The sequence below is a fragment of the Saccharopolyspora sp. NPDC050389 genome, from assembly GCF_040655595.1.
Taxonomy (GTDB): Bacteria; Actinomycetota; Actinomycetes; order Mycobacteriales; family Pseudonocardiaceae; genus Saccharopolyspora.
Genome location: NZ_JBFAKG010000161.1, coordinates 1 through 13,159, shown reverse-complemented (window position 1 = coordinate 13,159; position 13,159 = coordinate 1). Strand labels below are relative to the sequence as shown.

The following is a 13,159-nucleotide window of genomic DNA, read 5'->3' as shown; positions in this document are numbered from 1 at the left end:
AACCTCGCCATGACCCACTGAACGCCACCGCCACCACACGGGCTGCGTTTCCCTTGCCTGCCACCAACATTTGATCATTACGGGACAGGCTTTAGAGCGAAATCAGTGACGATTGCTTTGGGGCGGCCTGCCTCCATTTAGATAACTCGTCCGATCGCAAACGGTTATACAGAAGATAATCTCGCCCAGGAGAATCGCATGCAAAAGACCATTGACGGCGCCCTCTTGCCCCGAAGCGCGGCGCGATCGATGCTGGAGGACCTTCTGCGCGCGCAGAACAAGGGCCTGCCAGAGAGTGACGATCTCGCACTGTCCGATCTGGGCTTCACCTCGCTGGACTTGGCCGAGCTCACCGTACGCCTCGAAGACCGGGTGGGCGGTGAGGTCACGCTCGAAGCCGCGGCTATCCGGCCCCTGCAAACGGTGAGCGACCTGCTCGACCTTCTCACCGAACTACGTCCGGTGACGCCATGAACGCCCCGTCAGTTGGCGAAAGCCGGTTGGCAGCCGGGTCTTATCACGGCTCGTGGAACGCCCTTCCCGAGGCGGGTCTTCCACCACATCGCTGCGCGATCGTGGCGCGTGATCAATTGGATGCGCTTTCCGCTGTCTGGGAACATCACCAGCGCCCGGACACCGAGTTGCTGATCATTCCAGCCGCTCGCTACGACGATCAGTTGGCGGCCGAGTTGGAGACCGCGGGTTTCACGTTGCTCGGCACGCCCGAGGGGCGGGCGCCAACATCGGAAACGACGCCCGCGACACCCGGGCGGGTGTGGGTGTCCACCAGCGGTAGTTCCGGGCGGCAGAAACGGGTGGCGCACACGCTGCAGGGCCTGACAACGGTGTCGACACCACAGGCGCCCCGTCGCTGGCTGCTGCCCTTCACTCCCGGCACCTACGCGTGGTGGCAGCTCGTCACGCTGTCCCTCAACGTGCCCGGCCAGGATTTGGTGACCGTCGAAGCCGGCGGTCTCGGCGGCTGGCCGGTCCTCGCCGCCGCCGAGGGAGTCACCGCGGTCTCGGCAACACCGACGTTCTGGCGCCACTCGTTGCTGCGCGACCGCGCAGCGGTTACGGCGCTGCGGTTGGAGCAGATCACGCTCGGCGGAGAACCTGTTGACCAGCGACTGCTCACGAACTCACGACCGCTTTTCCCGAAGCCAGGGTGAGCTGGATCTACGCCTCCACCGAAACCGGCGCAGCGTTTGCGGTACATGACGGCAAGGCCGGTTTTCCAGTCTCCTGGCTGGAAAGCCACACCTCGGAGCGACCACAGCTACGAGTGGAGGACGGTGAGCTCCTCGTGAGGAGCCCATACCAGGGCGTTGAGCTTCAGGGCTTCGTTCGCACCGGCGACCGCGCGGAAATCCGCGACGGTCGAGTGCACATCACCGGGCGGATCAGCCACGACCAGCTCAACATCGGCGGTTCGAAGATCGCCGCTTCCACGGTCCGGCAGGTCCTCACCGATCATCCCAGCGTCGCGTGGGCCCAGGTACGGGCGCGCCGCGCCCCCCTCGTCGGTGAACTCGTCGTAGCAGAGGTCGTGGCCACCACCGAGGTGGACACCGCCGAGCTGGCCTCGTGGTGCTCCTCCCGCCTTCCCGACTACGCCGTCCCTCGACTGATCACCTTCCGCGAGGAAGTGATGTTGAAAGCGAGCTTGAAGAGTGACCTCTGAAACCTCCTCCACCACGCCGGTACCGGCAGCCACCACCGTGGTCATATCCGGGGCTTCCCGCGGCCTGGGCCTGGCCATGGCCGCCGATCTGCTCAAGGCCGACCTTCAGGTGGCCACTTTCGCCAGGAAGTCCACCCCCGGCCTGCTCGAGCTGCAAGACGCGTTCGGGGACCGCTTCTACCACGACAGCGTCGACATCAACGACCGGTCGGTGGTCAGCGCGTTCCTGGCGCGCACGGCGGAGCGTCTCGGGCCGCCCGACGCATTGATCAACAATGCGGCGGTGGGCCAGGACTCCATGCTCGTGCAAACCCGCCCGGACCACATCGAGTCCCTGATCGCCACCAATCTCACAGCGCCACTGCTGCTCACGCGTGACTTCCTGCGCACGTTGCTGGCATCGGGGCGACGGGGCCGCATCGTCATGATCGGTTCGGTCTGTGCCCAACGCGGCTATCCGGGGCTGACCGCGTACTCCGCCACGAAGGGCGCACTGGAATCGGCCACCCGCTCGCTCGCCCGTGAGTGGCGGGACCGCGTGCTGGTCAACTGCGTCTCCCCAGGCTTTTTCGACTCGGAGATGTCTGCGGTGCTAGGTGCCAAACCAGGTCGCCTCCATCGCGCGCCGCACCCCCGCCGGCCGTCTGGTGACCCCTGAAGACATCCTGCCTCTGATCCGCACCCTGCTCCTCGAGCACACCAACATCAACGGGCAGGTCATCACCGCGGACGGAGGTGGCAGCATCTGATGCCGGACATTCCCGTCCCCGCGCCCAGGGTGAAGACGGCCACACCGCCGCTGTGGCCCCTCACCTCCCATCCCTCCCCCAAACTGAACCTGGTGTGCTTTCCGCACGCGGGAGGCAACGCGGACTTCTTCGCCAAGTGGCCGGCAAACGCCGTGTCCGGCGTCCAAATCCATGCGGTCGAATACCCGGGGCGCGGGCGAAGGCGGGATGAGCCGGCCGCTGCGGAGATCTGCCCACTCGCGGACGAGATCGCCTCGCACATCCTCGCCTTGCCTTGGTGCCGCTGGTGCTCTTCGGGCACAGCATGGGCTCGGTGGTGGCCTTCGAGGTCGCCCGCAGGCTTTCCGACGTCGAAAGCGCTCCGCCGCACGCACTGGTCGTATCGAACATCACCGCGCCCCACCGGCTGCACCGGCGCGACCCGCTTCCCGTCACAGACGACGGAGTGTGGGAACACTCCTACAGCATCGGTGGTATCCCCAAGCCGATCTACCGCAGCAGAGTGCTGAAGAACATGATGGCGCCGACGCTGCGCGCGGACTACGAGATGCTGAACCGCTACCGATGCGACCCGTCGCCGCAGAACAGCTGCCCTGTCACCGTGTTGCATTCCGACGGCGACGTGCTCACGACCTTGGACGATGCTTCGGCCTGGAATGAGTTAACGGTAGGCACGTATTCCTACGAAGGCTTCACCGGCGGGCATTTCTACCTCACTGAACAAGAAGCCCTGGTCGCCCGGCTTGTATCCGAACTTGGAATCGGCCACACAGCCGAGGAACTTCGGACAGCCGTGCCCCTACAGCGCGAGACGAGCTCCGCCGACCGCACGCATACCATCGAACCCGTGCACTGAATCCTACCCGGATCGCAGGTGACGGCTTGCCGGAGCACCGAAAGTGCCCCGGCAAGCCGTCGCGACGCTTTGCTCAACGCGGCATGCCCGGTCGGGACGCCGTCCCGACCGGGCATGCCGAACTTCTCAACGCGCCGTCAGGCTTCCACCCAGCCGTTGCTCTGCGCGAATGCCACGAGCCGCTTGCGCACTTGGAGGATCTGCCCACCCGTCAGGCTGGGCGCGGTCTCGATCAGCACATCTGTGATCTGCTGGGAGAACTCGGCCACCGGCAGGACGTCGCACAGCTCATCATCGTCACCTCTGCGGGTTTCGTCCGCGACCTCCGCCGCCTGCGAAGCCGCGCCGAGCGGGTGCACAGCCACTGCCTTGGTGCCCTGAGTGCCGGGCATCGCCTCGAACCCGACCCGCATACCGCCGCGGAGATTCTGCTTGAGCTCCTCGTCCAGAATGGACGCATGCAGGAATACGTCCTCACCACCGGAATCCGGCGCGATAAAACCGAACCCTCTGGTCTCATCGTACTTAACGATCTTACCCGTTTCCACCGCTTCAGCCTCGCAAACCGCTAGTGCACGCTTCCGCACCGCCAACAAATACATCCGAAGTATAGCTCCCTCCAGCGCAGAAAACGAAGGCCACAGCGCGACATCCACCACAATCCCGCTGACCAAAAAAGAGAACGCGATCACGAGCAGTCTTGAATTGCCCGTGATCGCGTCCCGTGCCGGTGCCCCTATGCGCGGTAAGGAGCCGCCAGCAATCTAGCGGAACCCGACTAATGTTTCTCGCCGGTTTCCCCCAGAACCTGTGCCGTATCCACCCGCTTGCGGACGAAGAACCAGCCGATCACCAGCGCTGCCGCAAGTACCGGGACGCACAGCAGCGTCACCCGCCCCGCCGGCACGTCGAACCACATCAGAACCGCGACGGACAACAGAAACGCGATCGTCACGAGCTGAGTGACCGGCGAGCCCGGCAGGCGGTAGGCCGGTCGAAGTACCGCGCCGGTCTTCGCCTTGCGCACGAAGAGAAGGTGGCACAGCATGATCATGCCCCAGGTGGTGATGATCGCGATCGCGGCGAAGTTCAGCACGATCTCGAAGGCCGCGGCGGGGACAACGTAGTTCAGCCCCACACCGAGCACGCAGACCGCGCCGGTGAGCAGGATTCCGCCGTAAGGAACCTGGCTGCGGTTCATCAGGCCAGTGAACTTCGGGGCGGAACCGGAGGCCGCCATCGACCGCAGGATGCGACCGGTCGAGTAAAGCCCCGAGTTAAGGCTGGACATCGCGGCGGTGAGAACAACCAGGTTCATCACGTCACCGACCGCGGGGACTCCGAGGTGGGACAGGACCGTGACGAACGGGCTTTCGCCCTTCTGGTACGCGTCCCACGGCAGCAACATCGAAAGCAGGATGACCGATCCGACGTAGAAGATGCCGATCCGCCACATGATCGAGTTGATCGCCTTGGGCATGATCTTCTCGGGGTTCTTCGTCTCCCCCGCAGCCACGCCGACCAGCTCGATGGCGGCATAGGCGAAGACGATTCCTTGGACTACGAGGATCAAGGGCACCAGGCCGTTGGGCAGCACACCGCCATTGTCGAAGATCAACTGCGGCCCGGGGACGGTGCCGTCGATCGGATGGCCCACGGCCAGCAGGCCGATTCCGATGGCCATGAAGACGACCAGCGCGCCGACCTTGATGATCGCGAACCAGAACTCCATCTCGCCGAAGAGCTTCACCGAGACCAGGTTCAGCGCAAGCACGATCACCAGCGCCGCCAGCGCCAGCACCCACTGCGGAACCGGGGTGAACAGGCTCCAGTAGTGCGCGTACAGCGAAATCGCGGTGATGTCGGCAATACCGGTGGTGGCCCAGTTCAGGAAGTACATCCACCCAGCGACGAAAGCGCCCTTTTCGCCCATGAATTCCCGCGCATAGGAAACGAATGCGCCGGACGACGGACGGTACAGGATCAGCTCCCCCAGAGCCCGCACCACGAAGAAGGCGAACACACCACAGACGGCGTACGCGATGGCCAATGCAGGACCGGCCTGCGCCAGTCGCCCGCCCGCGCCAAGGAAAAGCCCGGTGCCGATCGCGCCCCCGATCGCGATCATGTTGATGTGCCTGGCTTTCAAGGACTTGCTGTATCCCATGTCGCCGACATCGACATGCTCTCGCAGCTCTGGTCGGCCTTCATCACGCACGGTTCGGTCAGTCACTCGATCCAACTCGTTTCCGGTGTCGTTTCGTCACACGCGAATATGACGCGCGGCCGATCCTCACGCTTGTTCCGCTCTTGGCGAATGAAGAGCAATGCTCGGCCCCTGGGTGGTTACCCGTCAAGAATTCGTTGCAAGGAAGGGACTTCCGGGCAACCCTGATGGGTGCGCGGAGGCACCGCGGACGAGCGATTCCCGCGAGCAACCTGGTACACCAACACGCAGCATCCTTGGTGCGCCGCGCGCCCACCAAAGCTTCCGGGCACGGAGACGACACGCAGAAGCCGCACGGGTGGAAGCGTCGAACTGTGAACTGGGTCAACTTATCCAGCCCGAAAGTGCACGTATGCCCTGAAGTATCGCGGAACGCGCGCTCGCTGCGTAGCTTCGAGGTCACGAGCCTTCAGGTGGAAGACATCGAGGTCTGACCTGAACACGGCGTGAGCCGGCAAAGGCCGCGTATCCGCACTCGACTCCCACATCGGTGGCTCGCACGTCACGTCCCAGACTGACGTTGGCAGAAGAGCAATGCCCAGTGGAGGCGATCAACGTGAGTGACGTTCGGTGGCTGCCAGTAAACGGCGCCAGACACGCCATGCGCAAGGAGCAACATCAGCGTGAACTCGGGACCGAGGTCGTAGCGCTCTGCGGCGAGGTGATCACGCTGATCCGGCCGAGTGAGACCGATTGGTTCTGGGACAGCTGCCCGGAATGCTGGTCCGCCGCCAAGATTATCAACAGCGCGCCGACTTTCGCGAGGACCCTGTACCGCCTGTGAAACGCCGCACGACGATGGCAGCCGGGATCGCTCAGCGCGGCGATTTCCCAAGGTCCCTCGACGTGGGTAACATCCCGTGTTACGAGGATCTGCCTACCTGTAGCCGATTGGGCAGCTGTGGCGGGACTCTCGTCAGAGTCTGCCTTGGGTTGAAACGGGGGCAGATCGGGTCGGGTAAAAGGTCAGTTCTCGTCGTGATGGTCGCTGTCGCTGCGAGTTTCAGGAGTGGCTGGTCGGCGGTGCTGAAACGATGTGTCCCACTCACCCAACGAACGCAAGTTTCCCCTGCGCCGGTCTGTTTCCCGGCGCTGCTTACCTCGGCTCCCCGCAGGCGTGCAGGCTGCCGCCCGTGCTGGGCAGGAGTGTCCCAAGCGGATACAGCCCCACGGCCTGCAGATCCAGCCCAGCCCGTTCGGCGACTGTCCGCGCCGTGGAAAGAATCCGGGACTCGGCCGGATCCTCCACGCATATCAGCAATCGCCCAGATCGTCCGTGCAGCTCTGGGCAACCGGCTCGCAGCACTTGCACCACATAGGCCAACCGGACCAGCTCGGAGTAACTGGTGACCTGCTCGGTCGGAGCGATGCGGCGCCAGACCGGATCGAGGTCGGCTAGAAACCGCAGTGCCTGTTGGGGCGTGGTTCCTGGCAACCGGCCGCGGGCAATGTTTGCGATATCGGCCAGCCCCTCGACGACGACAGCGTGCAGGCCCTCGGCGAGACAGCGCCGCACCACCAGTTCGTGAACCTGGGCGTTGCGCTGACGCACCAAATCCTGCCAGCAGTGCCACAATTCCGGTGCCAGCATCGGCGTACCCCGCTCGTCCAGCAAGGCGGCCAAGTAGTGCAGGTGGGGTATGTCCCAGTCCATTGTGGGAGGCACTCGTATCGCCGCCCACCGCGCCAACGCGCCCGCGAGTCCGGCCAGTGCCGCTGAGGTCGTGGTCTCATAGGCGGAGAGCTCCGCTTGGGCCCGCAGAGTGTGCAGAGTGCGTACCTCCTCGGGTGACGGCGCCCGCGTCAATTCCACCGCTCCCGCCTCTCCCACCGCACACAACGCTCCGGTCCCCCACAGGCACAGTCCCGAGGACAGCACCACCTCGTCGACCACGACCTGACGCGCACGCAAATGCGACAGCCCGGCCGCACGCACCCAGTGCCGGTCATCCTCCTCGCCAAGAGCCACGAACCAGCTGCCGCCCGCCGGTGACCGCTCCTCCACCGCTGCTTCGCCCAGCGCCACATCCTGCGCGCCAAGCAAGCTCAGCAGGTGCTCCAAGCCACGCCGCGCCCGCCTCAGCGACTTGGATTCCGGCGCCCTGGAATGCAAGGTGAACCGATCGGTCAATCGCACCTTCCCCACCGCGGTCTCGCACCACGGCACCGGAACACCCATCATCAGCGGAGAAGGATCGAATCGCAGCATGCGAACCTTTCTGACGAGAAGGACTCGGGGAGAACTGAAGGCGTCTGACACCGAGCCGGGATGCCTTCGCGTGTCGTCCCTGAAAGAACGTGCGCTACCAACACAGGTCTTACGAAACATGCTTGGCCCGCTTGAAAAAACTGGCACACGGCGAGGAAAAAAGGCAATTATATATGGATTTCAGTGAGGCTTTTTCATCCTGGTCGTTCCGAAGTCGCGGGTCGTAAAGGTGCACGTCGATGGGTGTCGCATGCGCCGCAGGTGCATAGCCCACCTATGGCACTTGCACCGCCGCGGGTTCTCAGAGGTTTCCTGGCGAGGACGGCCCCTCCGCCGCGTATTGGACATACCTCAGGAGGGGCACCCACAGTCCAGGGAGCCTCTGAGGTTCCGCTACCCGCACCGCTACGCAGAACGAGGTTGGAAAAACCTCAGTCAATCTGATACGACGCGCAGGGTGATTACTGGGACGTGGTAGATGCGGGTGCATAATCGGGACATCTTTATCACTTCTTCAGCAGTATCGCGTCGAGCACTATCCGCAAGGTCGCGGCCAGCCCGGGTAGGTCGGCTCCGCCGATGATGGTGAAGTGGTTGCCGGACACCTCGTGCACGCGCAACCGCGCCATCGGCACCGACGCCCAGCCGTTGCGGGGAGAGCCCACCGGCATCGCGGATCCGAACACTGGCGGAAAGGGTTCGACTGCGCGCAGCAACGTCATCGACAGATCAGAGGGCGGAGGCCGATAGGCGATATTGGCTTCCAGATTTGCCTGAAACACCGGCAATAGCCGATCGAGTAGTAGATCTGCCCCGACTGCGCCCATGATCCGCAGCTCCTCGCAGGCCAGCGCACGGCACTGGGCCAACGTCAGTGCGGGATCCACCTTCAGCGCATCCCCTTGGACTCCGGACGTCGCCCGGTGCAGGGCGACCAGCTCCTCCAGAGCGGAACGCTCATCCCAAACCGGTGCGGTCTGCCCCTCGTGCGGAAGGTAACTGTCGATCGCCACCACCTCGGCAACCTCTGCCCCGTCACGCCGCAACCGGCAGCCGATCTCATACGCGACCAGACCACCGAACGAATAGCCGCCCACAACGTAGGGCCCACGCGGCTGGACCGCATAGATGTCCTTGAGGTACCGGTCGGCGAGTTCCTCGACCTTGTCGAGAGCCGGCTCACCGCCGTCATACCCCGGGGCCTGAAGACCGTAGAACGGGTATCCAGGGCCCAGATCATCAGCGAGCGGCTGCAACTGATGCGCTGCTCCGACCGCGCCGCCGACGCAGAAGAAGGGCCGGGGCGGGTTCAGTGCAACGGCCAGCATCGGTTTCCGCTCCACCTCTCGCGCGTCGGCGTGCTGATCGTCCATCAATGTGACCAGTTGGCGCGCGACCGCTTCCAGTGTGGAGTGTTCGAGCAACAGCGTTGGCGAGACGCGGAAGCCCAGCCAGTCGGAAACCTCGGCATGCAGCCCGGTGCCCGTCAGCGAGTCGAGCCCATAGTCGTCCAGTGGGGCCTGCGGGTCAATCTCGGCCACGGGACAGCCGAGTTCGGCCGCGAGCGGCCGTGTCAGCCACTCCAGCAGCTCGGCTTCAGAGCACACCTGCGATCTCGGTGCATCGCGCCGGTTCTCCCTGCGGCTGCTGTCGGCAGCTGGAGCTGCGAAGTGGCTGCGCGCGAGTTGCCGGGCGTAGCCCACGTTGGTCTCGATCAACTCAAAACCCAGGAGACTCCCGACGTGATAGGTCCGTCTGTCTCCTTGCATGCGCTCAAGACGATCGAGAATTCCGTCCGCGAGATCTTCAGCGCCGAAGTGCGGCATGAATGGCCAGCGGCGGGTGATCAGCACTTCGGTGACTTGGCCGCCCATCGCGGCCACATCGTCACGTAGCTGCCGAACGATGTCTGCGGTCTCCAAGCCTTGCGCACCGTAGGAGTAGCAGGTGTAGACGTTAGTATCGGAATACCGGTTGTGGTAGGCGACGCAGTGGCCAGGTGGCGGTGCCTCGCCCTCGGAACGGACGAGATACATGCCGCCTCTGGGCAGTCCGGAGATCCGGCAAAGCACGGTGTAGTAGTCGATCGTGCGAATCCTCGCCGCGATGTCCCGTTCATCGGCAGTGGCGTCGAGCACGTCGACGACATCGTCGAGAGGAACGGACAGAACGAGCGAATCCGCCAGCACAGCACCGGAGTCAGTATGGACGACGACGCCGCTGGATGTCCGTTCGATCGATGTGATGTGCGTACCGGTGCGCACATCGGTGAGACTGCCGGCGACGCGCTGCCACAGCTGTCCGAAACCACCGGAGATCGTGAAGGTTCCGGCATGCCCGGTGGATCGCGGGCCGACGGACACCAGGCCGGTCATCTCGGCATGCTTGACGAAATACAGTGCGGGAACATCGTCGTGCGGATAGCCGTATCCCGAGGCGGTGTAGCCGGATCCGAGCGAATCCGTCATGGCCAGGAGATCGTTGCCGACCACCCATTTCGATATCGGTTGAGCCAACGACCCAGCAGAGTGCGCCAGCCCGGCGGCCCCGATGTCTGAAAAGGTCTGTTCTCGCAATCGCGAGTACCGCGAGAACTCCGATCTCCGGAAGAACGCCGCACTCGGAGAGCGACGAATCCACCGGTCGGCGTCGTACTCGTAGACCGCTGTGGTTTCCACGGTGTCGACACCGAACTCGGCCGCCAGTTCGGCCAACTCCTCGTAGCGCGGTGTGCAGACGTGGGCGCCCAGATCGTAGGCACGTCCGTCGACGTCGACCGAAACGGACTTGCCACCGACGACCGGCTCGCGTTCCAACACCACGACGGTGTGCCCGAGGTGTTCCAGCTCGTGCGCGACGGTCAGACCGCTCGGACCCGCACCAACGACGCAGACTGTCGAGGTCGGGCGCACCCCTGACGCAGATGCTTGATCACAGGTGCCCCTCAATTTCCGGAGCAATGCGGTGAAGTCGCCATCGACGTCGTGTAGTCGCGGATCATCCGGTCCGGTGGAGATCCGCAGCCCCGGAAACAGCGGATCACTGCTCATCGGGTTGCTCCCCTGCTCGCTGGAGGTGTTGCGCGCGGCACGCGGCGCGAAGCACCTTGCCGCTGGTCGTCTTGAGCACCAGTCCCGGAGCACCTACGACCACCTCGTCGCACGCGATCCCGTGGGAATCCCTGATCGTGCGGCGAACCACCCGGGTGACCTCCCGGGCAGTGTCGGCGGAAGGCTCACCATCCACCGTCTCGACGAAGACGATCAGCCGTTCGCTCTGGGCGGATCCCTGTGAGGGAACCGAGAATGCGGCGGTCCCGCCCGGGCGGATCAGAGGATGACACCGGCGAACGGATTCCTCGATGGCCTGCGGGTAGTAGTTGTCGCCCCGGATGGTGATCAGTTCCTTGAGCCGACCGGTGACGAACAATTCCCCGTTGTGCAGGAAACCGAGATCACCCGTCCGCAGATACTCGCGGGGGTCGCCGTCGGAAACGCGAGCGCGAAAAGTCTCACGGGTCTCGTCCGCCAAGCCCCAGTACCCGAGGGCTTTGGTGGGCGAGTCGACCCAGATCTCCCTCACCTGCCCTGGATCACATGGCTTGTGGGTGTCGGGATCGACGATGCGGACGCGGGCATCTTCCTTGGTGACCCAACCGCTGCCATAAAGACCGACCGCATCCCGCGCGGACCCGGCCTCCACCGGCCGCACGCGGCCCTTCTCCAGCTCCCGCTTGTCCACCCACATCGGTCCACCGCTGCCCACGCTCAGGCTCAATGTGTGCTCGGACATGCCGTAACCGGGGTGGAACACCGCGGGCTTCAGACCGCGCAGTATGAAGGCGTTCCAGAACCGCTCCATGGTCTGTGGCAGCACCATTTCCCCTGAGGAACCGAGAATTCGCACGGCGCTGAGGTCCCATTCGGCGCGCTGTTCCAAGGTCGTCTTGCGGACCATCAGGTCGTAGGCGAAGTTCGGCGCCGACGTGTGCGTGGCGCGTACCCGGGACATGACGTCGAACCACACCGAGGGCCGCTGCAGAAAGCTCAGGGGCGACATCACGTAGGTCCGCCCGGAGTTCCCCACGATGGTGTTCAGCAGGAAGCTGATCAATCCGAGGTCGTGGAAGTGCGGTACCCAGGTGACCGCGACCGTGTCGTCGCCGAGCCCCAGGTCCGCGGCCAGGAACAGCAACTCGTGGTAGATGTTGCGATGGCTGACGATCACGCCTTTCGGGAAGCCCGTCGAGCCGGACGTGTACTGCAGGAATGCCGGCTCATCGGGATCTGCGGGGGCGTACCAACGCCGCAGGTCGACCACGTCCACCTCACCACCGTCGCGTGGATCGGTGCTCAGCCAAGGAATCTCGGGGAGTTTGGGCGCCTCGGGCGGGAGCGGGCGCGCTCTTGACGCAGCATCGATCGCTCCCTGGTAGGCATCGTGGGTCAGCACCACACGCGCACCGGTGCTGACGGCAATGGCCGCCAAAGCCCCGGTGTCGTGCGCGAGCCTGACCGGATTCGGTGGGGCGACCGGCACCGGGATCACACCACGGGCAAGACATCCAAGGAACGCGCTGATGAAATCCAGGGAAGGCAGGTAGACCAGCAGGGCCCGGTCGCCACGCCGGACGTCCCGTTCTTCCAGCAGAGACATGACCCGGTGCGCGTCCTGGGCCAGACGATGCACTGTCATCGACTCGACATCGCGGCCGTCGTCGTCGACGAAGACGAAAAGCTCGCGGTGCATGTCGCGCTCATGAAGATCGGCGAACGCCGACAGAATCGTGCCTGCACCGGGGCTCGCGACCGGGCGCGGATCCGGCTCAACGTCCGATTGCACAGCGAGCCTCCCTGTCTGCGGTCGCGGCACGCGAACCACTTGATCTATGCAGCCAACAGCCCAGACAGCACCGCGCGGACGGCCTTGCGCCGGACCGGCCGAATCCGACCCGGACGCCGAAAACCTAGGAACCTCGGTGCGGTGGACGAAAGGGCGCCATCCTCGAAGTTGCCTGATCGACCCACGTTTCCTGCCCATCCATCCGCCCAACGGCGTGAGGCAAGATGTGCGCGAGCGAGTGCTACTTGTATTCGCCATAGCACACGGAGCCGGCAGCAACCAAGGTGCGCACGGACCGTGCAGCGCGCCCTCGAGAATGTCTGACGGCGGATTCGCAAGGGAATATGTTCATGCCTGCACGGGCAGATCTGTTCGCTGACGGCAGCGGCCACCGCCTGATCTTTGGTGTCCTCACAAACACCATGATCAGGCGGTGGCCGCACCCGTCCCCACACCACCCCGACCAGCAAAGATCTCAAAGTACTGTTGGAGCACTAAGAGCTTGTCTCATTTCGCGAGTTTCTTGAAGCAGGTGAGGGCGGCGGCGAGGGTGAGGAAGGCGCAGAAGTGGTTGGCATAGCGCTCGTAGCGG

Annotated in this window: 11 protein-coding genes and 2 pseudogenes; 7 read left to right on the top strand and 6 right to left on the bottom strand. The window is 64.3% G+C overall.

Annotated features, from left to right (window positions below; all coding sequences use genetic code 11):
- The first annotated feature begins 198 nt into the window (after nt 1-198).
- The 6 genes and pseudogenes from AB0I53_RS47565 (at nt 199) to AB0I53_RS47540 (ending at nt 3,289) form a co-directional block, all read left to right on the top strand.
- Entirely contained in the window at nt 199-474 is a 276-nt protein-coding gene (locus tag AB0I53_RS47565; RefSeq protein WP_358617287.1) for an acyl carrier protein, read from the top strand.
- Nucleotides 475-641: 167 nt separating this feature from the next.
- A complete protein-coding gene (locus tag AB0I53_RS47560; protein WP_358617284.1) occupies nt 642-1,172 on the top strand; it encodes a hypothetical protein in 531 nt (176 codons plus the stop codon).
- 134 nt (nt 1,173-1,306) lie between these two features.
- Nucleotides 1,307-1,684 (top strand): hypothetical protein, encoded by a 378-nt coding sequence (locus AB0I53_RS47555; protein ID WP_358617282.1) that lies wholly within the window; start codon nt 1,307-1,309, stop codon nt 1,682-1,684.
- Nucleotides 1,674-2,342, top strand: a complete 669-nt coding sequence (locus AB0I53_RS47550; RefSeq protein WP_358617279.1) for an SDR family NAD(P)-dependent oxidoreductase — start codon at nt 1,674-1,676, stop codon at nt 2,340-2,342. Before AB0I53_RS47555 ends, AB0I53_RS47550 begins: the two co-directional genes overlap by 11 nt.
- 90 nt (nt 2,343-2,432) lie before the next feature.
- Nucleotides 2,433-2,690: pseudogene (locus tag AB0I53_RS47545) on the top strand (thioesterase domain-containing protein); the annotation flags it as partial.
- 20 nt (nt 2,691-2,710) lie between these two features.
- On the top strand, nt 2,711-3,289 hold the full coding sequence (locus AB0I53_RS47540; RefSeq protein ID WP_358617277.1) for a thioesterase domain-containing protein: 579 nt from the start codon (nt 2,711-2,713) through the stop codon (nt 3,287-3,289).
- Nucleotides 3,290-3,426: 137 nt separating this feature from the next.
- Here the strand turns inward: AB0I53_RS47540 and AB0I53_RS47535 are convergent, their stop codons facing one another.
- Both AB0I53_RS47535 and AB0I53_RS47530 read right to left on the bottom strand, forming a co-directional pair.
- Nucleotides 3,427-3,981 (bottom strand): cold shock domain-containing protein, encoded by a 555-nt coding sequence (locus tag AB0I53_RS47535; RefSeq protein WP_358617275.1) that lies wholly within the window; start codon nt 3,979-3,981, stop codon nt 3,427-3,429.
- An 86-nt stretch (nt 3,982-4,067) separates the two neighbouring features.
- On the bottom strand, nt 4,068-5,522 hold the full coding sequence (locus tag AB0I53_RS47530; protein WP_358617272.1) for an amino acid permease: 1,455 nt from the start codon (nt 5,520-5,522) through the stop codon (nt 4,068-4,070).
- A 535-nt stretch (nt 5,523-6,057) separates the two neighbouring features.
- On the opposite strand from AB0I53_RS47530, the gene AB0I53_RS47525 reads away from it, so the two are divergent.
- Complete coding sequence (locus AB0I53_RS47525; RefSeq protein ID WP_358617269.1) at nt 6,058-6,300, top strand: zinc finger protein; 243 nt, start codon at nt 6,058-6,060, stop codon at nt 6,298-6,300.
- Nucleotides 6,301-6,612: 312 nt separating this feature from the next.
- Here AB0I53_RS47525 and AB0I53_RS47520 read toward each other — a convergent pair whose 3' ends face one another.
- From AB0I53_RS47520 to AB0I53_RS47505, 4 genes and pseudogenes are all read right to left on the bottom strand, one after another.
- Nucleotides 6,613-7,725: a hypothetical protein gene (locus AB0I53_RS47520; protein ID WP_358617267.1), complete on the bottom strand. Its 1,113-nt coding sequence runs from the start codon at nt 7,723-7,725 to the stop codon at nt 6,613-6,615.
- A 506-nt stretch (nt 7,726-8,231) separates the two neighbouring features.
- Nucleotides 8,232-10,775, bottom strand: coding sequence for an FAD-dependent oxidoreductase (locus tag AB0I53_RS47515; protein ID WP_358617264.1), 2,544 nt, complete (start codon nt 10,773-10,775; stop codon nt 8,232-8,234).
- Nucleotides 10,765-12,846, bottom strand: coding sequence for a fatty acyl-AMP ligase (locus tag AB0I53_RS47510; RefSeq protein WP_358617261.1), 2,082 nt, complete (start codon nt 12,844-12,846; stop codon nt 10,765-10,767). The genes AB0I53_RS47515 and AB0I53_RS47510 overlap by 11 nt, the downstream gene beginning before the upstream one ends.
- Before the next feature lie 228 nt (nt 12,847-13,074).
- Nucleotides 13,075-13,159: pseudogene (locus tag AB0I53_RS47505) on the bottom strand (IS5/IS1182 family transposase); the annotation flags it as partial.

Coding starts and splice junctions, on each gene's coding strand:
- AB0I53_RS47565 (WP_358617287.1), top strand. CDS start 199: ATGCAAAAGACCATTGACGGCGCCCTCTTGCCCCGAAGCGCGGCGCGA.
- AB0I53_RS47520 (WP_358617267.1), bottom strand. CDS start 7,725: ATGCTGCGATTCGATCCTTCTCCGCTGATGATGGGTGTTCCGGTGCCG.
- AB0I53_RS47515 (WP_358617264.1), bottom strand. CDS start 10,775: ATGAGCAGTGATCCGCTGTTTCCGGGGCTGCGGATCTCCACCGGACCG.